17 protein-coding genes and 1 pseudogene are annotated in these 23,702 nt (G+C 39.3%); 15 read left to right on the forward strand and 3 right to left on the reverse strand.

Annotated features, from left to right (window positions below; all coding sequences use genetic code 11):
- Position 1: 1 nt before the first annotated feature.
- The 3 genes from D2908_RS09020 (at position 2) to D2908_RS09030 (ending at position 3,011) form a co-directional block, all read left to right on the forward strand.
- Positions 2-451, forward strand: a complete 450-nt coding sequence (locus tag D2908_RS09020; RefSeq protein WP_117306531.1) for a threonine/serine exporter family protein — start codon at positions 2-4, stop codon at positions 449-451.
- Between the two features lie 113 nt (positions 452-564).
- The gene (locus D2908_RS09025) at positions 565-1,740 is read left to right on the forward strand and encodes a hydroxymethylglutaryl-CoA synthase (RefSeq protein WP_165847494.1); all 1,176 of its coding nucleotides are present in this window, start codon (positions 565-567) and stop codon (positions 1,738-1,740) included.
- Positions 1,737-3,011 (forward strand): hydroxymethylglutaryl-CoA reductase, degradative, encoded by a 1,275-nt coding sequence (locus D2908_RS09030; protein WP_117306535.1) that lies wholly within the window; start codon positions 1,737-1,739, stop codon positions 3,009-3,011. Before D2908_RS09025 ends, D2908_RS09030 begins: the two co-directional genes overlap by 4 nt.
- A 37-nt stretch (positions 3,012-3,048) precedes the next feature.
- Here the strand turns inward: D2908_RS09030 and D2908_RS09035 are convergent, their stop codons facing one another.
- Together D2908_RS09035 and D2908_RS09040 are read right to left on the reverse strand one after the other, a co-directional pair.
- The gene (locus tag D2908_RS09035) at positions 3,049-4,014 is read right to left on the reverse strand and encodes a LacI family DNA-binding transcriptional regulator (RefSeq protein WP_117306537.1); all 966 of its coding nucleotides are present in this window, start codon (positions 4,012-4,014) and stop codon (positions 3,049-3,051) included.
- Positions 3,995-5,449: a glycoside hydrolase family 32 protein gene (locus D2908_RS09040; protein ID WP_117306539.1), complete on the reverse strand. Its 1,455-nt coding sequence runs from the start codon at positions 5,447-5,449 to the stop codon at positions 3,995-3,997. Before D2908_RS09040 ends, D2908_RS09035 begins: the two co-directional genes overlap by 20 nt.
- 380 nt (positions 5,450-5,829) lie before the next feature.
- Between D2908_RS09040 and D2908_RS09050 the strand changes: the two genes are divergently transcribed.
- Both D2908_RS09050 and scrK read left to right on the forward strand, forming a co-directional pair.
- Positions 5,830-7,767, forward strand: coding sequence for a sucrose-specific PTS transporter subunit IIBC (locus tag D2908_RS09050; RefSeq protein WP_117306543.1), 1,938 nt, complete (start codon positions 5,830-5,832; stop codon positions 7,765-7,767).
- A gap of 302 nt (positions 7,768-8,069) precedes the next feature.
- On the forward strand, positions 8,070-8,957 hold the full coding sequence (scrK, locus tag D2908_RS09060) for a fructokinase ScrK (protein WP_000164316.1): 888 nt from the start codon (positions 8,070-8,072) through the stop codon (positions 8,955-8,957).
- Between the two features lie 42 nt (positions 8,958-8,999).
- Here the strand turns inward: scrK and D2908_RS09065 are convergent, their stop codons facing one another.
- Positions 9,000-9,617 carry a TVP38/TMEM64 family protein gene (locus tag D2908_RS09065; RefSeq protein ID WP_117306545.1) on the reverse strand — a complete coding sequence of 206 codons (618 nt, stop codon included), beginning with the start codon at positions 9,615-9,617 and terminating at the stop codon, positions 9,000-9,002.
- A gap of 368 nt (positions 9,618-9,985) precedes the next feature.
- Here D2908_RS09065 and D2908_RS09070 point away from each other — a divergent pair, with 368 nt between their 5' ends.
- The 10 genes and pseudogenes from D2908_RS09070 (at position 9,986) to metF (ending at position 23,583) form a co-directional block, all read left to right on the forward strand.
- Positions 9,986-11,149 (forward strand): AbiH family protein, encoded by a 1,164-nt coding sequence (locus D2908_RS09070; RefSeq protein ID WP_117306547.1) that lies wholly within the window; start codon positions 9,986-9,988, stop codon positions 11,147-11,149.
- A gap of 106 nt (positions 11,150-11,255) precedes the next feature.
- Positions 11,256-12,827: pseudogene (locus D2908_RS09075) on the forward strand (type I restriction-modification system subunit M).
- Positions 12,817-13,821, forward strand: coding sequence for a virulence RhuM family protein (locus tag D2908_RS09080; RefSeq protein WP_117306549.1), 1,005 nt, complete (start codon positions 12,817-12,819; stop codon positions 13,819-13,821). The pseudogene D2908_RS09075 and the gene D2908_RS09080 overlap by 11 nt, the downstream one beginning before the upstream one ends.
- Positions 13,821-14,996, forward strand: a complete 1,176-nt coding sequence (locus tag D2908_RS09085; RefSeq protein WP_117306551.1) for a restriction endonuclease subunit S — start codon at positions 13,821-13,823, stop codon at positions 14,994-14,996. The genes D2908_RS09080 and D2908_RS09085 overlap by 1 nt, the downstream gene beginning before the upstream one ends.
- Positions 14,993-16,210 (forward strand): anticodon nuclease, encoded by a 1,218-nt coding sequence (locus D2908_RS09090; protein WP_117306553.1) that lies wholly within the window; start codon positions 14,993-14,995, stop codon positions 16,208-16,210. The genes D2908_RS09085 and D2908_RS09090 overlap by 4 nt, the downstream gene beginning before the upstream one ends.
- A 31-nt stretch (positions 16,211-16,241) precedes the next feature.
- On the forward strand, positions 16,242-19,286 hold the full coding sequence (locus D2908_RS09095; RefSeq protein WP_117306608.1) for a type I restriction endonuclease subunit R: 3,045 nt from the start codon (positions 16,242-16,244) through the stop codon (positions 19,284-19,286).
- A 123-nt stretch (positions 19,287-19,409) separates the two neighbouring features.
- Positions 19,410-19,814, forward strand: coding sequence for a YbgA family protein (locus D2908_RS09100; RefSeq protein ID WP_117306555.1), 405 nt, complete (start codon positions 19,410-19,412; stop codon positions 19,812-19,814).
- Complete coding sequence (locus D2908_RS09105) at positions 19,798-20,160, forward strand: TIGR02328 family protein (RefSeq protein ID WP_117306557.1); 363 nt, start codon at positions 19,798-19,800, stop codon at positions 20,158-20,160. The genes D2908_RS09100 and D2908_RS09105 overlap by 17 nt, the downstream gene beginning before the upstream one ends.
- Before the next feature lie 244 nt (positions 20,161-20,404).
- Positions 20,405-22,654, forward strand: coding sequence for a 5-methyltetrahydropteroyltriglutamate--homocysteine S-methyltransferase (metE, locus tag D2908_RS09110; RefSeq protein ID WP_117306559.1), 2,250 nt, complete (start codon positions 20,405-20,407; stop codon positions 22,652-22,654).
- 62 nt (positions 22,655-22,716) lie between these two features.
- Positions 22,717-23,583 carry a methylenetetrahydrofolate reductase [NAD(P)H] gene (gene metF, locus D2908_RS09115; protein ID WP_117306561.1) on the forward strand — a complete coding sequence of 289 codons (867 nt, stop codon included), beginning with the start codon at positions 22,717-22,719 and terminating at the stop codon, positions 23,581-23,583.
- Positions 23,584-23,702: the final 119 nt, after the last annotated feature.

The following is a 23,702-nucleotide window of genomic DNA, read 5'->3' on the forward strand; positions in this document are numbered from 1 at the left end:
TATGACACTAACAACCTTTTTATTACAAGCCATAGCAAGTCTTCTTGCCATTATCACTTTTTTAATTGTACTCAATGTTCAACGGTCCATGCTCTTACCTAGTGGGATTTTAGGCATGTTTGTCTGGCTGATTTATCTCTTGCTCAAGGAACCAACCAATGTCATCGTAGCAACCTTCATTGCGGCCGTTATTGGTTCTTGTATCAGTCAGATTTTAAGTATTCTTTACAAGACACCTGCTGTGGTCTTTATCTTGGCCATCTTGGCACCACTGGTTCCAGGATATCTCTCCTATCGAACAACTGCCTTTTTTGTGACAGGGGATTATAGCCATGCCATTGCCAGTGCTGCCTTGGTTGTCATGTTGGCTTTGGTAATCTCTATTGGAATGGCTAGTGGAACAGTAATTCTCAGACTTTATACCTACTTAAGAAACCAGCATAAAAGTTAGAATAATAAAAGACTTGATTTGGTGAATCAAGTCTTTTTTCTCTCTTTTACTGCCATTTGTGATAAAATAGTATAGAACGATTTTTTACAATGAATGATAAAACAGAGGTAAATATGACAATCGGTATTGATAAGATTGGTTTTGCGACCAGTCAATATGTCTTGAAATTACAAGACTTAGCAGAAGCGAGGGGAATTGACCCTGAAAAATTAAGTAAAGGACTCTTGCTCAAAGAATTGAGTATTGCGCCCCTAACTGAGGACATCGTGACCTTGGCGGCTAGTGCAAGTGACTCTATTTTAACTGAGCAAGAAAGAGCAGAAATTGATATGGTCATCGTGGCTACCGAGTCAGGAATTGACCAGAGTAAGGCTGCGGCCGTCTTTGTGCATGGCTTGCTTGGCATCCAGCCCTTTGCTCGTAGTTTTGAGATTAAAGAAGCCTGCTATGGAGCGACAGCTGCCCTTCATTATGCTAAATTGCATGTGGAAAATTCTCCAGAGTCCAAGGTCTTGGTCATCGCTAGTGATATTGCCAAATATGGAATTGAAACACCGGGAGAACCAACTCAGGGTGCTGGAAGTGTAGCAATGTTGATTACACAAAATCCACGTATTATGGCCTTTAATAATGATAACGTTGCTCAAACCCGTGATATCATGGATTTCTGGCGTCCAAATTACTCGACAACTCCTTATGTAAATGGTGTTTATTCTACTCAGCAATACTTGGATAGCTTGAAAACGACTTGGCTTGAATACCAAAAACGCTACCAGCTTACTTTGGATGATTTTGCGGCTATTTGCTTCCACTTGCCTTACCCTAAATTAGCGCTAAAAGGCTTGAAAAAAATTATGGATAAGAGCCTGCCTCAAGAGAAAAAAGACCTCTTGCAAAAACATTTTGACCAGTCTATTCTCTACAGTCAAAAGGTAGGGAATATCTATACAGGTTCACTTTTCCTTGGACTTTTGTCCCTCTTAGAAAATGCAGATAGCCTAAAGGCTGGGGATAAAATTGCCCTTTATAGTTATGGAAGTGGTGCTGTAGCTGAGTTTTTCAGTGGGGAATTGGTTGAAGGTTATGAAGCTTATCTGGATAAAGAACGCTTGAACAAGCTCAACCAACGTACTGCCTTATCCGTCGCAGAATACGAAAAGGTCTTCTTTGAAGAAGTAGACTTGGATGAAACCAACTCTGTCCAGTTTGCTAGCTATGAAAATCAAGATTTTGCCTTGGTTGAAATTCTCGACCACCAACGCCGTTATAGCAAGGTTGAAAAAGAATGAAGATAAGTTGGAATGGATTTTCTAAAAAATCATACCAAGAGCGCCTTGAGTTGTTAAAAGCTCAGGCGCTCCTTAGTCCTGAAAAGCAAATTAGCTTGGATCAGGATGAACAGATGAGTGTGGCTGTTGCAGACCAGCTGAGTGAGAATGTAGTGGGAACTTTTTCTCTGCCTTATTCGCTGGTTCCAGAGGTTCTTGTCAATGGTCAGGAATATACAGTTCCCTATGTGACAGAAGAACCGTCTGTTGTTGCTGCAGCCAGCTATGCCAGTAAAATCATCAAGCGTGCAGGCGGTTTTACTGCACAAGTGCATAAGCGCCAGATGATTGGGCAGGTAGCCCTTTATCAAGTTACTGATCCTGAACAAGCGCAAGAGAAGATTGTAAAGAAAAAGGCTGAGCTCTTGGAACTTGCCAATCAAGCCTACCCTTCCATTGTTAAACGCGGGGGCGGGGCGCGCGATCTGCATGTCGAGCAGATAAAAGGCGAAACAGACTTTCTCGTCGTTTATCTTCATGTCGATACCCAGGAAGCCATGGGAGCCAATATGCTCAACACTATGCTGGAGGCTTTAAAATCAGTCTTAGAAGAACTCAGTCAGGGACAAAGTCTCATGGGAATCCTATCTAATTACGCGACCGATTCTCTGGTGACTGTAAACTGTCGCATCGCTTTTCGCTACTTGAGTCGCCAAAAAGATGAGGCGCGTGAACTGGCAGAAAAATTGGTCTTGGCCAGCCAGTTTGCGCAAGCTGATCCTTACCGAGCTGCTACCCATAACAAAGGAATTTTTAACGGTATTGATGCTATTTTAATCGCCACAGGTAATGACTGGCGTGCCATTGAGGCGGGGGCCCATGCCTTTGCTAGTCGAGACGGGCGCTATCAAGGTCTTAGTCGCTGGACACTGGATGTTGAAAGAGAAGAATTGGTCGGTGAGATGACCTTACCCATGCCTGTAGCGACCAAGGGTGGTTCTATCGGCCTCAACCCTCGTGTAGCCCTTAGTCATGAACTACTGAGAAATCCTTCTGCTAAAGAATTGGCCCAGCTTATCGTGTCTATCGGACTTGCCCAAAACTTTGCAGCGCTCAAAGCCTTGGTCAGTACAGGAATCCAGCAAGGCCACATGAAATTGCAGGCCAAATCCTTGGCACTTCTCGCAGGTGCTAGTGAATCCGAGGTAGCTCCCCTAGTTGAGCGCCTCATCGCAGATAAAACCTTTAACTTAGAGACAGCTCAGCGTTATCTAGAAAACTTAAGATCATAAAAAAACTCAGACGAGGACAGTCTGAGTTTTTTTATGCTTAAATACTTTTTCCTGGTAATAAGGTAACTGGTAAGAAGTAGCCTGTTGTCGCGACTGCCTTGCCTTCGATTTTCTGCAAGAGGAGGTCAACAGTGAGGCTGGCAATCTCTTCCATAGGTTGCTTCACAGTCGTCAAATGAGGATAGTAATTCTCGATAAAGTAAGTTCCATCATAGCCGATGACCTTGAGCTCTTCCGGGACAGAAATGCCCAGTTCTTGAGCGATTTTAATGACCAGAATAGCTGTTAAGTCATCTGAAGCAAAGATAGCATCTGGTTTTTGTCGGGTCAAGATATTCTTGATTTCCATTTCTTTTCTGACAGGCGAAAAGTCACTGGAAATATTAATAATAGGAGCTTTTGGGAGTACGGATGCAAAACCAGCATGACGCAGTCCAGTTGGCGAGTTAGAATTGTCGTTCCCGGTAATCATAATGATAGACTGGGAACCTGTCTTAACCAAGGTCTGGGCCGCAAGAACCCCACCAGCATAGTTGTCAGAGGAAACGACAGGGATGTCTGGAGACAGGTTTCGGTCAAAGGAAATAATCGGTGCTGTCACGCGATTATAGTCTTCGATTCCCAAGTTGTGACTACCCGAAATGATGCCGTCCACCTGATTGGCTTCCAACATTTCGATGTATTCGCGTTCCTTCTCAGAGTCATGCTCGCTATTGCAGATGATGGTCTTGTAACCATTCTTAAAAAGTTGGTGTTCCAGTTTATCAATCAATTCTGCGTAGAAAACGTTAGAAATATTTGGGAAAATCAGGCCGATTAACTTAGCTGATTTTCCTTGTAGACTGCGAGCTAGGTTGTTGGGTTTATAGCCCAATTCTCGCATGGCTTCATTGACTTTTTGAATGGTTTTCTCAGAGAGATACCCTTTTTTATTGATAACTCGAGAAACAGTAGTAGGGCTGACGCCTGCAATTTTGGCGACATCAGTTAGTTTTGCGACCATAATCTAATTCATAGTAAGTTCCGGTTGGGTTTCCAGATTTGATTAGGATGCCATTTTGGTCCGCATGTGGGAAGACACGACCAGAAAATACTTTTTCTCCTTTATTGATGAAAATTTCAAAGACAGAGTTATCGATGAAGATTGTAGCAGTAGTAGTTTGATTGTCGATAGGGCAAGAACGAGTAGTTCCAAATTCTTGGGCATACTGCTCACCAGCCTGGCCACGATCTACTGTCACTTGACCATTTACAAGGTCAAAGTTGATGGAAAGTCCCTTGCCTTCTTTATCAGCAAGTAAGACAATCTCGATCTGACTATTAGCTTCCAAGTTGAGTTCGAGTTCGTAAGTGTTCTTGGTTTGAGCACGGTTTGAGAAGGCTTCTTCAGTAGCACGAAGGTCCTTGATAGCTGCGACTGGGTATTGATAGAGTTTGTCGTCTTTGATAGTGAGCTCCTTGACCAAAGAGAAGGTTCCTTGGTGGTCAAAACGATCAGATGGATATGAAACATCAGGCAAACCAAGCCAGCTGATAGCCAGAGCACGCCCATCAGGAGCGTTGAAGGCTTGAGTTGCATAAGCTTCGAAACCATAATCCATGTTTTGAAGTTGAGACACATCTACCATTTTGGCATTTTCAGGGTCAAAAGAAGCCCCAATCTTATACATATTTGGAAAGATATTATCGTAGTCTAGAACTTTCTTATCCAATCCTTGTGGACAATAGAGGAGGACAGGTTGCTCCCCTACAAAGACCAGATTTGGGCATTCCATCATGTAGGCAGTACGGTCGTTAGCAAAGTCGAGGTCGCCAACTGCTTGCCAGTTTGTATAGTCGTTGTCAACAGCCTTGTAGAGACGGACGAAGCCTTTTTTCTCCAAGTCTTGCCCCCCCACGATGGCATAATATTGCCCCTTGAAGTTAAAAATTTGCGGATCACGGAAGTGATCAGTAGAGTCAGCTGGCTGGTCAATCAAGATCTTGTCAATCTTTGTAATCTTGCCATCCTTATCCATCAAAGCTCCAATCTGGTATGGGTGACGGGTCCAATTTTCATCGCGAACATTTCCTGTATAAAATAGGAACAAGTTTTCGCCAAACTGCATGGCAGAACCAGAGTAGGCACCGTGGCTATCTAATGGAGTATCAGGCAAAACTTTGACTCCAGTTTCTGTGAAGTGAACCAAGTCCTCGCTTTCCAATTGAACCCAAGATTTCAAACCGTGTGCTGCACCAAAAGGAAAGTTCTGATAAAAAACAATCCACTTACCATCAAAGTAAGAAAAACCATTTGGGTCATTGAGAAGTCCTGTTTTTGGCTCAACATGGTAATGAGTATGCCATGGAGATTGTGCCATATTTTCTTTTATATGTTGAATTTCTTCTTGCGTCCAATCTTGATAAAGTCTGTAACGACGCTCAGTTGTCCATTCCATTTATTTTATTCCTCCAAAAATCTTATCACTTTTAATAGTAACCGTTTTCGGTTAAAAAAGCAAGTCTTTTATGTTAAAAAAGAGAAAAAACTGTCAAACGATTGTTATAAAATAAATGTAGGAAATCAATCAAATTTTCACAAAAATATGAAAGATAATGAAATGAATTCCTGATAAAAAAGATGTTAAACTTACCTTTTTAAGGAATATCTGTTAAAACAGTCAAAACCAATCAAACAAAGCTAAGGATACTAAGTAGAAACAAATATTTTTTCTGCAAAACGCTTGACATATTTTTAAAACATGATAAAATAATAGTCGTAGGGCGGATAAAATCGCTTTCAAACAAGAACAAAATTTTATATAAGGAGATTTTTGCTATGGATTATAGTAAAGTTGCTGCCGAGGTCATTGAGGCTGTCGGTAAGGATAATCTTGTAGCTGCAGCCCACTGTGCAACTCGTCTTCGTTTGGTATTAAAAGACGAATCAAAAGTGAATCAAGCAGCTCTAGATAATAATGCGGATGTGAAGGGAACTTTTAGTACTAACGGACAATATCAAATTATCATTGGTCCTGGTGATGTTAACTTCGTATATGCGGAAATTATTAAGAAAACTGGTTTGAAAGAAGTTTCGACAGATGATTTGAAAGAGATTGCTAATAAAGACAAAAAGTTCAATCCATTGATGGACTTGATTAAACTTTTGTCAGACATCTTTGTTCCTATTATCCCTGCCTTAGTTGCAGGTGGTCTCTTGATGGCTTTACGTAACTTCTTGACATCACCAGACTTGTTTGGACCTCAATCAATTGAAGATATGTATCCTGCAATCAAAGGCTTCTCAGCTATGATTCAATTGATGTCTGCTGCTCCATTTATGTTCCTCCCTGTTTTGGTTGGTATTTCAGCAGCCAAACGCTTTGGAGCAAACCAATTCCTTGGTGCGGCAATTGGTATGATCATGACCACTCCAGATTTGGGTGGGAAAGAAGCCTTCTGGGACATCTTAGGTTTCCATGTTACACAAACTAACTATGCTTATCAAGTTATTCCAGTCCTTGTTGCAGTCTGGTTGTTAGCTAATTTGGAAAAATTCTTCCACAAGAAATTGCCATCTGCAGTTGACTTCACTTTCACACCGCTTTTATCAGTGATGATTACAGGATTCCTTACCTTTACAGTTATTGGTCCTGTTATGTTGGTTGTGTCTGATGCGATTACAAATGCGATTGTATGGTTGTACAACACAACAGGTGCCTTTGGTATGGGTCTATTTGGTGGAACTTACTCATTAATCGTTATGACAGGTCTTCACCAATCATTCCCAGCAATCGAAACACAATTGTTGTCTGCTTACAATAATAACGGTACTGGATTTGGAGACTACATCTTTGTTGTTGCTTCAATGGCAAACGTAGCACAAGGTGCTGCTACTCTCGCAATCTACTTCTTGACAAAAAATGCTAAAACAAAAGGATTGTCAAGTTCGGCTGCTGTCTCTGCCTTCCTTGGTATTACAGAACCTGCTCTCTTTGGGGTAAACTTGAAATACAAATTCCCATTCTTCTGCGCCCTTGCTGGTTCAGCAATTGGTGCCTTCGTAGCAGGTTTAAGTCACGTTATTGCGGTTTCATTGGGAGCGGCTGGATTTATTGGATTCCTTTCTATTAAGGCTGGTTCAATCCCTATGTATATAATTGCGGAAATCGTATCCTTTGTTGCCGCTTTTGCTTTCACTTATTTCTACGGGAAAACAAAAGCAGCCAGTGTCTTTGCTGATGAAGCTGCTACAGCAACCGCAGAAACAGTTACAGAACCTACAGTAGAAGCACCAGTAGTGGAAGAGACTGATACTCTTCAAAATGAAACACTTGTAACTCCTATCGTCGGTGATGTTGTTGCTCTTGCTGATGTCAATGACCCAGTCTTCTCGAGTGGAGCTATGGGACAAGGTATCGCTGTGAAACCAAGTCAAGGTGTGGTCTACGCACCAGCTGATGCGGAAGTTTCAATTGCCTTTCCAACAGGACACGCTTTTGGTTTGAAAACAGCTAATGGTGCTGAAGTTTTGATCCACGTTGGTATTGACACTGTATCTATGGATGGTGAAGGTTTTGAAGCAAAAGTTGCTCAAGGTGACAAGGTGAAAGCGGGCGATGTTCTTGGAACATTTGACTCAAACAAAATCGCTGCAGCTGGACTTGATGATACAACAATGGTTATCGTTACTAATACAGCTGACTACGCTTCAGTAGCTCCAGTCGCAGCAGGTTCAGTTGCGAAGGGTGATGCTGTGATCGAAGTGAAAGCTTAATACTCTTCGAAAATCAAATTCAAACCACGTCAGCTTCGCCTTGCCGTAGATATATGTAACTGACTTCGTCAGTCTTATCTACAACCTCAAAGCATTGCTTTGAGCAACCCTCGGCTAGCTTCCTAGTTTGCTCTTTGATTTTCATTGAGTACAATATTCCCTCTCAAAATGAAAACGAACAAATGACATGTTTGTTCGTTTTTGCTTGAATGGTAAGATTTACAGAGGAAAATCTAAAAAATAGAGAAATTTAGATTTTCAAAATATGCTATAATAAAGAAAATAAAAACAAGAGGTTTATCATGACAAAATTATATGGAAGCTTGGAAGCGGGCGGTACAAAGTTTGTCTGTGCTGTCGGTGATGAAAACTTTAATGTTGTAGAAAAAACACAATTTCCAACAACAACTCCAATCGAAACAATCGATAAAACCATAGAGTTCTTCTCGAAATTCGACAACCTTGCTGGTCTTGCAGTTGGTTCATTTGGTCCCATTGATATTGATAAAAACTCAAAAACTTATGGCTTTATCACAACGACTCCAAAACCAAACTGGGCAAATGTGGACTTGCTTGGTGCCCTTCGTCGCGCTCTAAACGTGCCAATGTACTTCACAACAGACGTAAACAGCTCTGCTTATGGTGAAGTGGTTGCCCGTAATAATGCTGGTGGTCGTATCGAAAACTTGGTTTACTACACAATCGGTACAGGTATCGGTGCAGGTGTTATCCAACGTGGTGAGTTTATCGGCGGTGTGGGTCACCCTGAAATGGGTCACTACTATGTTGCTAGACACCCAATGGATATTGAAAAAGAATTCAACGGTGTTTGTCCTTTCCACAAGGGCTGTTTGGAAGGTTATGCAGCTGGTCCAAGTTTGGAAGCTCGTACAGGTGTTCGTGGAGAAAATATTGAACTCAACAACCCTGTTTGGGATGTGCAAGCATACTACATCGCTCAAGCTGCGGTCAATGCGACTGTTACTTTCCGTCCAGACGTGATTGTCTTTGGTGGTGGGGTTATGGCTCAACAACACATGCTGGATCGTGTGCGTGAGAAATTCACATCTCTTCTCAATGGTTATCTACCAGTACCAGATGTACGTGATTACATTGTAACGCCAGCAGTTGCAGGAAATGGTTCTGCAACTCTTGGAAACTTTGTCCTTGCAAAAGAAGTTTCAAAATAAAGCACAAAATCCGCTCGGGAAACCAAACGGATTTTTTACATGTCAAAGCATTTGCCAGAAAAAGTCGATAATATAGGTCAGACCGTAGGTATAAACCACGAGGGTAAAGGGCTTGGTCAGAATGATGATAGTCATATAGCGCTTGAAGCTCATCTTGGTCAGGGCAGCCAGCATACAGAGAAAGTCAGCTGGACTAATGGGCCAAATCATCATAAAGATAAAGAAACGGTCAAAACGATTGCCCTTATCCAACCAGCCGATGTACTTGTCATAGGTGCGCTTGCTGACGACAGACTGGACAAAAGCAGCTCCGTAGAGGCGCACCAGATAGAAGATAATGGCACAGCCAATCACGATGCCGATATAGTTATAGATAGTTCCGATGATGTGGCCGTAAATAAAGACCCCAGCCACCGAGGTCAAGGCCCCAGGAATGATAGGAACGACCGTCTGTAAAATCTGTAAAAAGATAAAGAGGGGTGGACCCCAGATACCTGCCTGCTGAATAAAAGCAGAGAGGGTTTCTTTAGACTGTAAAACCCCAGCCTGATAAGCCCAAATACAGAAAATCAAACTCCCAACCCCACCGACAATTGATGAGATATTGATAACTTGCTGTAAAAGGGGAGAAACAGCTTTCATTTGTTTAACCTGTGCCATGTAAACTCCTCATAGATAGTATAATTCTACTATACCATATTTTGGAGGAGAAAGGGGGAATGAGTCTTTGATAGTAAGCGCCGATTGATTGGTTCGAACAAGAATGAGAAAAAAGTTAAAGCAGAAGAAATAGTTGGCTAAAACTAAATGAGGCTGGGACAAAAAGATTTTGATTTTAGGAATTCTTTATTATAAATTTTTAAAATCGATAGATTTGAAAAAAAGCGAACAAGACAGAATTCTGAGTATCAGATAACTTATTTTGTTCGCTTTTTATATTTATGATTAGACTTTTGTCCCAGACTCGTTTTTTGGTTGATTCGTGGTATAATTTTAGTAATTATCTATTATGTAGAGGAGAAAAATTCATGGCAGATACTATTCTAATTCTAGGAAATGGCTTTGATATTGCTATGGATCGAAAAACAAAGTATACTGATTTTATTGAGTTTGAAAAACAATTATTTTCTAATCCAGATGAGAAGTTGCTGGAGTTTCTAAAAGTTAAAAATATAAGAATTGAGAAATACAGAGATAATTTGTATTTGAAATTTATTAATGAAAATAAAAATACTCTTGGAGAAAATTGGTCTAATCTTGAAATCATGATTTCTCAACTTGCAGATGCGATAATGTATTTCAAAGAAAATAATGATTTAATATTCAAAGTTGCTGCTACAGGACGAATTTGGTTATTGGAAGAGAAATTGTTACAAGAAAAAAATTATAGGTCAAAATTATATATTGCAAATATGTTTTCTTCACTATTTCATGAAAAAAGTTGGAGTTCTTTAGAAAGAGAAGTCGCACTGGAAAAGTTGAATAATAAATTTATCAATCAACTTGATCTATTGATTGAATTGTTAGAAATCTATCTATCGTATTTAGATTATTTTGATTTTGAAGTTAGCAAGATTAAAGCTAAGCCAACAGCTTTAGATGCAGTATCGAATATATCAAATTCCTCTGTCCTAAATTTTAATTACACCAATACATCGGGCCATCTCTTTGGAACTTTTGAGGAGAAAACTCATTTTATACATGGGCGAATTGATTTAGATAGAACAATCAATACCATGGTTTTTGGAATTGAGGATAAGGAAAATGATGTCAACAGTGATTTGATACCTTATCAGAAATATTATCAACGAGTTGTCAAAGAAACAGGGAATAAATTTGAAGAATTTTTTATTAAGAGAAATTATACGGTAAAAAATACTTCTGTTGCAGGGCGTGCTGTTCCGACTAGAGTTCTAGTTTCGAAAAACATTGTTATTTTTGGTCATTCAGTAGATCCATTGGATAAAGAAATATTTCAAAAATGTTTTGCATTAGCAGAATCAGCAGAAAATGGAAAGTATGATTATAGATTTATTTTTACTTATTACGATGATGCAGCTAAACGTTCAATTGTTAAGAATCTCGCAATCATTCTTGGTAAGGAAAAACTGATAGAGTTAACAGGGAAACGAAATGTTGTATTTGTAAAAAGTGATGATAAGGATGGTATGGAAGATGTTCTACTACCTTAATAAAGTTAAGAATAGTTTATAGCCCACTCGTCCTCCCTAGGTCGAGTGGTTTTTCTTGAAATATGATAAAATAGAAAAGATAATACATTAAATAAGGAAAGTAAAAATGGCAAGTAAAGAAAATGCAGAACGCAAGGAGCTGCATCGTAAAATTTGGGCGATTGCGGACGATGTGCGTGGGGCTGTAGATGGTTGGGATTTTAAGCAATACATATTGGGAATCCTTTTCTATCGATTTATTTCAGAGCACATGTCAGACTATTTTGACCGTGCTGAGCATGAGGCTGGGGATCTATAATTTCGTTATGCTGGCTTAAGTGACCAAGAAGCTGAGCAAGATTTTAAACCAGGGACAGTTGAGGATAAGGGATTCTTTATTCTTCCAAGTCAACTGTTTGAAAATGTTGTCGAGAACGCTTCACAAAATGAAAATTTAAACGAAGAATTGGCCAATATTTTCCAAGCTATTGAGAAGTCAGCGATTGGCTTCAAATCAGAAGATGATATCAAAGGTCTGTTTGATAACTTGGATACACGAAGCAACATCCTTGGTGGGACTGTACCAGAAAAAAATAAACGCCTATCTGATATTCTTAATGGTATCAATAGTATTAACTTTGGCAACTTTGAGGAAAATGATATTGATGCTTTTGGTGATGCCTATGAATTCTTGATTTCTAACTATGCCAGTAATGCAGGAAAAAGCGGGGGTGAATTTTTCACACCTCAGACGGTTTCTAAATTACTAGCTCGACTAGTCATGGTCGGTAAAGACAAGATTAACAAGGTCTATGACCCAACATGTGGTTCAGGGTCACTCCTTCTTCAAATGAAAAAACAATATGAAGAGCATATCCTAGAAGATGGTTTCTTTGGTCAAGAAATCAACATGACCAACTATAACTTGGCTCGTATGAACATGTTCTTGCATAATATCAATTACAATAACTTTGACATTAAGCGAGGGGACACCCTTTTAAATCCTCAACATTTGGAAGAAAAGCCTTTTGATGCCATCGTATCTAACCCTCCTTACTCTGTCAAATGGGTGGGGGACGGGGATCCAACTCTGATAAACGATGACCGTTTTGCGCCAGCAGGGAAACTAGCACCTAAGTCAAAAGCTGACTTTGCCTTTATCATGCATAGTCTCAACCACTTGTCCAATAAAGGTCGGGCAGCCATTGTTTGTTTCCCAGGCATTTTCTATCGTGGAGGTGCTGAAAAGACCATTCGTCAGTATCTAGTAGATAACAACTTTGTTGAAGCAGTGATTGCTCTTCCAGACAATCTCTTCTTTGGAACTTCTATCGCAACTACGATTTTAGTTCTGGCGAAGAATAAACTTGAAAATAAAACACTCTTTATTGATGCGAGTAAAGAATTCAAAAAAGAAACCAATAACAACGTCTTGACGAATAGCAATATCGAGCATATAGTTGAATTATTCTCTAATTATCAAAATGTTGACTATAAATCTGCTCTTGTTGATAATGAGGTGATTGGTTCAGAGCAGGATTATAACCTGTCTGTTTCAACTTATGTTGAACAAGAAGATACTCGTGAGAAGATTGATATTGATGTGCTCAATAAAGAAATTGCTGAGACTGTTACTAAGATTGATTACTTGCGTGCAGAGATAGACAAGATTGTAGAGGAATTGAGCCATGGCAAATGATGTGATTCTTTACAGAACTGATGACGGTGAGTCCGCTATTGAGCTTCACTTGGATAATGGAACGGTCTGGCTGACACAACAGGAGCTAGCTGAGCTCTTTCAGACTTCCAAGCAAAACATTAGTAAACATATCAAGGCAATATTTGAGGATGGTGAATTAGATGAAACAGTGGTTGTCAACTATCAGTTGACAACCACTCGTCACGGTGCAATAGCAGGTAAAACCCAGTCAAAAAAAGTCGCCTATTATAATCTCGACATGATTTTGTCGATTGGCTATCGTGTGCGCTCCCCTCGTGGAGTCCAGTTTAGACACTATGCTTCGACAGTCTTGAAAGAGTATCTGATTAAGGGCTTTGCTATGGATGATGAGCGCTTGAAAAACTTGGGTGGAGGCTCCTACTTTAAAGAACTCTTGGAAAGAATTCGAGACATTCGCTCAAGTGAAAAAGTCTTTTACCGTCAGGTTTTAGATCTTTTTGCGACATCAAGTGACTACAATGCAAATTCACCAGAGGCAAAGAAATTCTTTGCGACGGTTCAAAACAAGATGCATTATGCTATTCACCACAATACTGCCAGTGAACTCATTTATCATCGTGTCGATAGCGAAAAGGAGTTTATGGGATTGACCACTTTTAAGGGAGACCTTCCCACTCTATCTGAAGCAAAAGTTGCCAAGAACTATCTGACAGAGAAGGAACTTCGTGGGCTTAATCAGCTTGTTTCAGGATATCTAGACTTTGCGGAAAGACAGGCAGAGCGTGAAGAAGTGATGACTATGGCTGACTGGGTGACTCATGTAGATCGTATCCTTCAGGCTACTGGAGAAGACTTACTGGACAATAGTGGTTCTATCTCTCGTGAACAGATGAAGCAGAAGGTAGATAAGGAATATAAGAGCTACCAAGCCAAGACCCTCAGTCAAGTTGAAAAAGATTACCTCAAAGAAATTAAAAGCATTGAAAATATAGCCAAGGAAGGAGGTAACTGATGAACATCCTAGAAGAAATCCAGAACTGTCCCGTTGAGTGGAAAGAGTTGGGGGAAGTGTGTGAAATAGAAACAGGTAAATTGAATGCCAATGAATCTGTCGAAGATGGGAAGTATCCTTTTTTTACAACAGCAAAAGAAATAAGTCGAATAAATTCTTTTCGGTGGAATACAGAGGCATTATTGATTGCTGGAAATGCAAATGTTGGAGATGTTAAATATTATTCAGGAAAATTTGAAGCATATCAAAGAACATATGTTTTGACAAATTTCTCACATAATGTGAAAGCTCGATTTTTGTTACACATTATCAAACAGGGGCTAAAATCTTATTTAGAGAATAATACAAATAAGGCGGCTATGTCTTACATTGTCATTTCAACTTTAAAATCATTTCCTATTCCTATCCCACCAATAGAAATTCAAGAAAAAATCGTGCAAATACTTGACAAAATGACTGAGTGTGTTATGGAATTGACCTCGGAATTGACCTCGGAATTGACCTCACGTAAAAAGCAATATTCTTATTATCGAGATAAACTTTTGTCCTTTGAGGATGAGGTTTATCAGGTTGAGTGGAAGACACTCTCGGAAATAGCAAAAGATTTTGGTCGTGGAAAATCGAAACATCGGCCTAGAAATGACGTAAGACTATATGGTGGTGATATACCGTTCATACAGACTGGAGATATAAGAGAGGCTGGTAAATGGATTGAAAACTATTCTCAAACTTATAGTGAATTTGGATTACAACAAAGTAAGCAGTGGGAAAAGGGAACATTATGTATCACAATTGCTGCTAATATAGCGGAAACTGGATTATTAGGATTTGATGCATGTTTCCCTGATAGTATTATAGGGTTTGTTGCAAATCCAGAATTTGCCATTACAGAATATGTTTACTACTATTTAAATTCAATAAAAGATTATCTTGCAAATAAGAGTTATGGTAGCGCACAGGATAATCTTAATTTATCTACATTTTCATCATTGAAAATCCCAGTTCCTTCTCTAGAAATCCAATCTCGGATTGTTCAAGTTCTAGACAACTTTGATACGGTTTGTCATGACCTCAACATCGGACTACCCAAGGAGATTGAACTACGCCAAAAACAATATGAATATTGGAGAAATATGATGTTCAATTTTGATAAAAAAGGAGAAAGTATACTATGACAGAATTCAAAACATTGGAAGAACTTGCGGATAATCTTATTTCAAAAAAATCAAAGACTTCCCTTTTATATGCTTTTAATGGAAGTGGAAAAACTAGACTATCCATGGCTGTTAAGAAAAAATTGGATGGCAATAAGTCTAATCAAGTTCAGAATAGGTTGATAGACGAAAAGAAAATGTTTTATTTTAATGCATTTACAGAAGATTTATTTTATTGGGATAATGATTTACGACACGATTTGAATAGAAAATTAAATATCAATCAGGAATCAACATTTGTAAGGTATATTCTTAAAGATCAGGGAAAGGGAAATGAGATAATTGATTTATTTCAAGCTTATCTAGGTATTTACCCAGTAGGCCAGGATAGAAGGAGTCACCAACAGATAATAGAGCCAAGATTTAACGATTATACAAATGTTACTTTTTCAAAAACTTATACTGACAAAAATGAGGATGGAACGCCTACAAGAATTACAGAGAACGATATAAAAATTTCTAAGGGGGAGGAAACAAATTTCATATGGAGTCTTTTCTATACTTTTATAAATGAAGTTATTGAAAGTAAAAATGATGATCCAGATTCTTTTCCGGAACTTAAATATATTTTTATTGATGATCCTGTATCCTCGCTGGATGACAGAAGAATCATTGAAATAGCTGTTGATTTAGCTAGTTTAATTAAGAAAAGTAACTTTACAAAAGCGACAGATAAAGCCGCTAATCCAACAGGTTTAAAATTCATTATTACAACACACCATCCTTTATTTTTTAATGTATTGTACAACGAGCTAAACAGAAAAGATTCGCTCGCGAAATTTGTATTAGAACACAAAGTATCGTTAACTGATGGTGAAGAGACATATTACCTGAAAGACACTAATGATTCTCCATTTGCCTATCATTTGAAGGTAATAGACATTCTCGATGAAGCAATTCAACAAGATCAATTGGAAAAATATCATTACAATTTATTAAGGACAGTTTTTGAAAAGACTTCTACTTATTTAGGGTATAAAGAATGGAAAGGCCTTTTACCTGTTAACGAAAATACAGCTATTTATAATAGATACTTAAATTTATTTAGTCATGATAAGCAGTCCTCTGAGGAATTTCCAGAGTTAACTGAGGATGATAAAGTACATTTTAAAGAAATTTATAAGTCATTTATTGAAAAATTTTATTTTAACAAAGATCCTAATCATTTGAGCTAGAATTTAGATAGAATAATGAGAGATTATGATTATGGTTGATTATTCAAAAGTACATGAAGTAATTGCGGAAACAAATGAAGGGATTCTTTTGGCTGAGTATCAACCAGAGTATCGCACAGATAGAGAATTTCAGTCTGAGGCAGATTTAGAAAAACAATTGCTTACGGATTTGGTCGATGGTCTCAATTATGAACGATTGGATATCCATACTCCTGCGGAGCTTTTAGCGAATGCAAAGGTTCAAATTGAAAAGCTTAATAAGGTGATCTTTACGAATGCTGAATGGCAACGTTTTGTAGTCGAGTATTTAGACTGTCCCAATGAAGGTTTGGTTGAAAAGACACGAAAAATCCAAGAAAATCATATCTATGATTTTGTCTTTGATGACGGACGAATTAAAAATATTTTCATACTCGACAAGAAAAATATTCACAACAACAGCATGCAGGTCATCAACCAAGTGACGCAAGTGGGGAGCCATACCAATCGTTATGATGTGACCATTTTAGTCAATGGTCTTCCACTAGTTCAGATTGAATTGAAGAAGCGTGGAGTTAGTCTACAAGAAGCTTTTAATCAGGTTCACCGTTATAGTAAGGAAAGCTTTAACAGCGAAAATTCTTTGTATAAGTATGTTCAGATTTTTGTGATTTCGAATGGCACTTATACACGCTACTTTGCAAATACGACAGCTCAAAATAAAAATCACTATGAGTTTACCTGTGAGTGGGCAGACCGTAAGAATAAGACTATTCATGAATTGGAAGATTTTACTGTTACTTTCTTAAGTAAGCGTGTCCTCTTGGAAGTCTTGACCAAGTATTGTGTTTTTGATGTGGATAATACCTTGCTCATCATGCGTCCTTATCAGATAGCAGCAACTGAGAGTATCTTGCGCAAGATTCATTCTTCCAATGAAATGAAGAACTTTGGCACTATCAATGCTTGTGGCTATATCTGGCATACAACGGGGTCAGGAAAAACTTTGACCAGCTTTAAGACTGCGCGCTTGGCAACAGAGTTGGACTACATTGACAAAGTGATTTTTGTGGTTGATAGAAAAGACCTTGACTATCAGACCATGAAGGAGTATCAAAAATTCCAGCCAAATTCAGTCAATGGTAGCAATAATACAAAAGAACTCCAACGAAGTATCGAAGAAAAGGATGATCGAATCGTTGTCACAACCATTCAAAAGTTAAACAAGTTTATAACAGCAAATCCAAATCATGAAACCTATAATAAAAAATGTGCTTTAATCTTTGATGAATGTCACCGTTCCCAGTTTGGGAAGGCGCAAAAGCGAATTAAGAAGGCCTTTAAACAGTACGCCTTGTTTGGATTTACAGGAACACCGATTTTCCCAGAAAATAGCTTGACGGGTGAAACGACACAAGAAGTTTTTGGAGAACAACTTCATAACTACGTTATCACAGATGCTATTCGAGATAAAAAAGTATTGAAGTTCAAGGTTGACTATAACTATATCAAGCCTGAAATCAATAAATATAGAGAAGCAGAAAAAGCAGTTGGTCAAGAGCTTGATGAGAAGAAACTCAAAAAGATGGAGAAGGAACTACTTCTCCATCCAGAACGGATAGCAACCATCACAGAGTACATGTTGAGAGTTTATAACGACAAGACGCGTCGGAGTAAATATTACACTCATAAACAAAAGAAGATGCAAGGTTTTAACGCCATGCTGGCTGTACAAAGTATTGAAGCAGCAAAGTTATACTATGACGAACTCCAGAGACAACAGGCGACACTACCCGAAGCCAAGCGCTTAAAGGTTGCAACCATCTTTAGCTTTGCACCTAACGAAGAACAGTCTGCTTATGGAGAAATTCAAGACGAAGAGCTGGAACTGCAAACTACTCAAATGCCTCAATCTTCTAAAGAGTTTCTGGAAAAAGCGATTGATGACTATAATCGAATGTTCAAGACCAACTTCTCGACTGATGGGAAGGAGTTCCAAAATTACTATCGAGACCTTTCTAAGAGAGTTAAGTCTAAAGAAGTGGATCTTCTGATTGTAGTGGGTATGTTCTTGACGGGATTTGATGCTCCGACTATGAATACGCTATTTGTCGATAAAAATCTACGTTATCATGGTTTGATTCAGGCATTCTCGAGAACCAATCGGATTTTTAACAAAGTTAAACCGTTTGGGAATATTGTTTGTTTCCGTGATTTAGAAAAAGCTACGCAAGAAGCTATTAAGACTTTTGGAGATACAAATAAGCTTGAAATTATATTAGAAAAAAGCTTTAGTGAATACATGGATGGTTTTGTCGATCAGGTAACAGGTATTGAGGTAAAAGGCTATACAGCAGTCTGTCAGGAAATTCTTGAGAAATTCCCAAATCCTCAGGAAATTGAAACAGAACATGAGAAAAAAGAATTTGTTAAGTTGTTTGGCGAGTTGTTGAAGCTTGATAATGTTCTTCGAAATTATGACGAATTCCAAGAAATCGACAAACCTATTTCTGAAGGTTATCTTCAGGATTTAAGAAGCACTTATGTGGAAATCCGAGATGAATTTTTGAACCTTAAAAATTATGAAAAGACCAAGGATTTGGATGTTGATCTTTCAGATGTTGAATTTGAAATCGAACTCTTAAAAACGGATGAGATTAATCTAGACTACATTCTGGCATTGATTGTTGAAAAATCTAAGAATTCTGAGTCTAAAGAAGTAATGAAAGCAGAAGTTAGTCGTGTGATTCGTTCTAGTATCGATATTCGTGCCAAAGAAGAGTTGGTTATCGGCTTCATCAATGATACCGATTTGCAAAAATTGAAAGATCATGATGGGATTATCAATGCTTTCTACGCATATGGCAAGGAGCGCAAGAAAATCGCAATCCATGACCTAGCTGAGTCTGAGAAACTTGTAGCTGATTACCAATTATTCATAGACAAATCAATTCAACAAGGTTATGCTGAAAACAGTGGGATTGATTTGGATTCGATTATTCCACCAACTTCTCGTAGACATGGAGCGCGTGAACGGAAAAAGCAAGAAGTTTTACGTAAGATTCAGTTGTTAGTAGAGACTTATTCAGGTATTTAAAGATTGTCAAACAAGGTTTATTAGAAAAATCAGACTCGACAAAAAACACTCTTTATTCGCTCATTTTTAAGATATAACTTTGTTTCCATATTTCCTGGAAACTAGTAGAATGTTAGGAGAAATATGGAAAATAACAATCAACGTGCCCTTTGTCAGCAAATCTGGGCGGAAAACAAATACCTTGTTTTGAGCCATTCCAGCAATATTTACAAGGATATTCGCCAGTATCTCAAGCAAGAAGTGGTGGAGGTAAGTCATGTTCAAGAACTGATCGACCGTGCCTGCCAGATTCCAGAACACAGGGGTCAGGTTTGCAATGCCTTTCAACATATTTGGGGCTATTTTAAAAAGCAAGCCAGCCTTGATGAGCGCAAAGATTATATGCTCTTGCTGGATCGCTATCGCTTTGGTCAAGCTTCCAAGGAAGACTTGATTGTTAAGACTCGAGTGTTGCTTGAGCGTTACCCAAATAGCTATTTACAAAATTCTACTTTATTGAAAGGAGATTCCCATGAGACTTTGGCATGAGGCTTTGATTTCACAACTTCCCCGTCCTCAACTTTTGGGGCAACATCGAGAGTGCTGCGCCCTTCGTGGCAATGGCTGGGGCAGAAAGCATGCGACGGTGGACTATGTCTTTACCCACTCGCCCTATCACCTCTATGCCTATCATCGCATGATCATGAAGGAGATGGCTGACCGTGGCTACAAGGTTAGTCCAGAGTGGCTGGACAAGAACTACCGTGGTAAGATTTGTCCTTCTTATGAGGATTTACCTGAGGAGACTTTAACGAGTCCTATTTACAAGGAGCACGATGCTGCCTACTTTGAGGAGTGCCTGGCTAACCTTCGAGAGAAGGGGATTGACCTATAGTCTTTTCTAATAACAAGCCATAGTTACTTATAAGAATTACTAATAACGCGTTTGAACCGTCTAACTGAAATAAAGCTATAAAACAAGCTACACAAAAGATTTGAGGCATTTGTCTCAGGTCTTTTTCTTTTGTTTAAAATAGAGATATAGTTTCAAACTATATCAAAGCCTAATTTTTTACAATTATACAGGTGATTTCTTTTCTGTTAAGATAGTTTCAACAACAAATTTTGGAGGACAAAACATGTCAACTACAATCATCGGTTTCCCTCGTTTGGGTGAATTCCGCGAATTAAAATTTACAACTGAAAAATACTTTAGAAAAGAAATCTCAGAAGAAGAACTCTTGGCTTCTGCTAAAGAATTGCGTGCAAAACACTGGAACATTGTCAAAGAAAAAGGCATCACTGAAATCCCATCAAATGACTTTTCTCACTATGACAACTTCCTAGATGCTGCTTTCCTTTTCAACGTAGTTCCTGCATCTGTTCAAAACTTGGAATTGTCTGACCTTGAACGTTACTTTGCTTTGGGACGTGGTTACCAAGGAGAAAAAGGGGATGTTCGTGCCCTTCCAATGAAGAAATGGTTCAACACTAACTACCACTACATCGTTCCTAAATTTGAAAAAGACACTCAAGTCAAATTGGCTGGTCACAAGATCTTTGATGAGTACCAAGAAGCCAAAGAACTTGGATTGAACACTCGTCCAGTCCTTGTAGGACCATTCACTTTCCTTCAATTGTCAGACTTTGAAGAAGGCGTGAAAGCAGAAGACTTCGTAGATAGCTTGGTAGCTGCTTACCAAGACGTTTTTGCAAAATTGTCTGAACTTGGTGCAACCCGTATCCAACTCGACGAAGCTGCTCTTGTCAAAGACTTGACAGAAGAAGAAAAAGCGCTCTTCTTAAACCTCTACAACAAATTGTTGTCTGACAAAAAAGGTCTTGAAGTCTTGCTTCAAACTTACTTCGGTGACGTTCGTGACGTTTACGCTGACCTTATCAAATTGCCAGTAGATGCCATCGGTCTTGACTTCGTTGAAGGTAAGAAAACGCTTGAATTGGTCAAAGGTGGCTTCCCAGCCGACAAAACTCTTTATGCAGGTATTGTCAATGGTAAGAATATCTGGCGCAACAACTACGAAAAGAGCTTGGCGATTCTTGAGCAAATTCCAGCTGAAAACATTGTCTTGACAAGCTCATGTTCACTTCTTCATGTGCCATTTACAACTGCTAATGAAGAATTTGAACCAGCTATCTTGAACCACTTTGCATTTGCAGTTGAAAAATTGGATGAGATCCGTGACTTGGATGCTATCCGCAACGGTCAAGGTGAAGTAGCTCTTGCAGCCAACAAAGAACTCTTTGCGACTGAGCGTGTGGGTGAGAATGCTGAACTTCGTGCGCGTATTGCTGGCTTGACAGACGCTGACTACACTCGTTTGCCAGCCTTTGCAGAACGTGAAGCTATCCAAGAAGAAGCTTTCAAACTTCCAGCTCTTCCAACAACAACTATCGGTTCATTCCCTCAAACTAAGGAAGTTCGTGCGAAGCGTTTGGCTTACCGTAAAGGTGAATTGTCTCAAGAAGAGTACGACGCTTTCCTTGCTGAAACGATCGATGAATGGATCAAATGGCAAGAAGATATTGACTTTGATGTCCTTGTTCACGGTGAATTTGAGCGTAATGACATGGTTGAGTATTTCGGTCAAAACTTGTCAGGTTACCTCTTCTCTAAAAATGGTTGGGTACAATCATACGGTATGCGTGGGGTGAAACCACCAATCATCTGGGGTGATGTGACTCGTCTCAACCCTATCACTGTTAAATGGTCTAGCTATGCACAAAGCCGTACTGACAAACCTGTTAAAGGTATGTTGACTGGACCGGTTACCATCCTCAACTGGTCATTCCCACGTGAAGATATCTCTATCAAGGATTCTACTCTTCAAATCGCCCTTGCTATCAAGGATGAAGTACTTGACCTTGAAGCTGCTGGTGTGAAAATCATCCAAATCGACGAGGCTGCTCTTCGTGAAAAATTGCCACTTCGTCGTAGCGACTGGTACGAAGACTACCTTGACTGGGCAATTCCTGCCTTCCGCTTGGTACACTCAACAGTAGCACCAGACACACAAATCCACACTCACATGTGTTACTCAGAATTTACAGATATCATCCCAGCTATCGACAACATGGATGCAGACGTTATCTCATTTGAGGCTAGCCGTTCAAACCTTGAAATATTGGACGAACTCAAAGCGAAAAACTTCCAAACAGAAGTTGGACCTGGGGTTTACGATATCCACTCACCTCGTGTGCCTAACGAAGGCGAAATCGACCACACCATCGAAGCCATCCTTGCAAAAGTTCCAAGCAAGAAAGTATGGATCAACCCTGACTGTGGTTTGAAAACACGTGGTATTCCAGAAACGAAAGAAAGCTTGATCCGCCTTGTAGAAGCTGCGAAAGCTGCGCGTGAGAAATTGTAAGAAAAGACAGTTCTCTCTACACGGGTGATCAGTAAGAAATCAACTAGAAAAGGTTTATACATATGTCACGTCAAACACCGTCCCTCTCATTTGAAGTTTTCCCTCCAAACCCAGCAGTAGGCAATGACAAAATTATCTCAGCCCTGAAAGACATGCAGGGCTTGGCACCACACTTCATCAGTGTGACTGCTAGTAATAATAAATTTAATATCAAAGAGACGACGGTTCGTTTGGCTGATTTTATCCAAAATGACTTGGAGATTCCAACCATTGCTCACTTGCCAGCTATCTATTTGACTAAGGACAAGGTTGCTGAAACGATTGCAGACTTGGACAAGGTTGGGGTGCAGAAAATCTTGGCTCTTCGTGGGGATATTATTCCAGATGTGGAACCGCAAAAGGATTTTCGCTACGCCACAGACCTGATCGAGTTTATCAAGGAGCAGGCCCCACATTTTGATATTATTGGAGCTTGTTATCCAGAAGGGCATCCAGACTCACAAAATCAGATTTCAGATATTCAAAATCTTAAGAAGAAAGTGGATGCAGGCTGTTCAAGCCTTGTAACTCAACTTTTCTTTGACAATGAGCGTTTCTACGATTTCCAAGATAAATGTATCTTGGCAGGGATTGATGTTCCCATTCATGCAGGGATTATGCCAATTCTTAACCGTAACCAAGCTCTTCGTCTCTTGAAGACTTGTGAGAATATCCATCTTCCACGCAAATTTAAAGCCATCTTAGACAAGTATGAGCATGACCCTGAGTCGCTCAGAACAGCAGGACTTGCCTATGCCGTGGACCAAATCGTGGACTTGGTAACTCAGGATGTTGCAGGTGTCCATCTCTACACTATGAACAGTGCTGAAACAGCAAACTACATCCACCAAGCAACCCATGCCTTGTTTAATCATCAGTCTCTAGGATAATAAAAAGCAAACCATTCTTCTCAGCTGAGGGGAGTGGTTCCTTTTTAATAGAAAAGCCCGCACTTTTTAAGAAAAATATGATAAAATAGACTCTGTACGTACTTGATACAAAGATGAGG

It is taken from the genome of Streptococcus sp. LQJ-218 (assembly GCF_003428885.1).
In the GTDB taxonomy this organism is placed as follows: Bacteria; Bacillota; Bacilli; order Lactobacillales; family Streptococcaceae; genus Streptococcus.

Bases quoted from the DNA above. Each gene is read 5' to 3' on its own strand.
- D2908_RS09025 (WP_165847494.1), top strand. From the start codon at position 565: ATGACAATCGGTATTGATAAGATTGGTTTTGCGACCAGTCAATATGTC.
- metE (WP_117306559.1), top strand. From the start codon at position 20,405: ATGTCAACTACAATCATCGGTTTCCCTCGTTTGGGTGAATTCCGCGAA.
- scrK (WP_000164316.1), top strand. From the start codon at position 8,070: ATGACAAAATTATATGGAAGCTTGGAAGCGGGCGGTACAAAGTTTGTC.
- D2908_RS09090 (WP_117306553.1), top strand. From the start codon at position 14,993: ATGACAGAATTCAAAACATTGGAAGAACTTGCGGATAATCTTATTTCA.
- D2908_RS09085 (WP_117306551.1), top strand. From the start codon at position 13,821: ATGAACATCCTAGAAGAAATCCAGAACTGTCCCGTTGAGTGGAAAGAG.
- D2908_RS09040 (WP_117306539.1), bottom strand. From the start codon at position 5,449: ATGGAATGGACAACTGAGCGTCGTTACAGACTTTATCAAGATTGGACG.
- D2908_RS09100 (WP_117306555.1), top strand. From the start codon at position 19,410: ATGGAAAATAACAATCAACGTGCCCTTTGTCAGCAAATCTGGGCGGAA.
- D2908_RS09030 (WP_117306535.1), top strand. From the start codon at position 1,737: ATGAAGATAAGTTGGAATGGATTTTCTAAAAAATCATACCAAGAGCGC.
- D2908_RS09080 (WP_117306549.1), top strand. From the start codon at position 12,817: ATGGCAAATGATGTGATTCTTTACAGAACTGATGACGGTGAGTCCGCT.
- D2908_RS09020 (WP_117306531.1), top strand. From the start codon at position 2: ATGACACTAACAACCTTTTTATTACAAGCCATAGCAAGTCTTCTTGCC.
- D2908_RS09070 (WP_117306547.1), top strand. From the start codon at position 9,986: ATGGCAGATACTATTCTAATTCTAGGAAATGGCTTTGATATTGCTATG.
- D2908_RS09035 (WP_117306537.1), bottom strand. From the start codon at position 4,014: ATGGTCGCAAAACTAACTGATGTCGCCAAAATTGCAGGCGTCAGCCCT.
- D2908_RS09050 (WP_117306543.1), top strand. From the start codon at position 5,830: ATGGATTATAGTAAAGTTGCTGCCGAGGTCATTGAGGCTGTCGGTAAG.
- metF (WP_117306561.1), top strand. From the start codon at position 22,717: ATGTCACGTCAAACACCGTCCCTCTCATTTGAAGTTTTCCCTCCAAAC.
- D2908_RS09065 (WP_117306545.1), bottom strand. From the start codon at position 9,617: ATGGCACAGGTTAAACAAATGAAAGCTGTTTCTCCCCTTTTACAGCAA.
- D2908_RS09105 (WP_117306557.1), top strand. From the start codon at position 19,798: ATGAGACTTTGGCATGAGGCTTTGATTTCACAACTTCCCCGTCCTCAA.
- D2908_RS09095 (WP_117306608.1), top strand. From the start codon at position 16,242: ATGGTTGATTATTCAAAAGTACATGAAGTAATTGCGGAAACAAATGAA.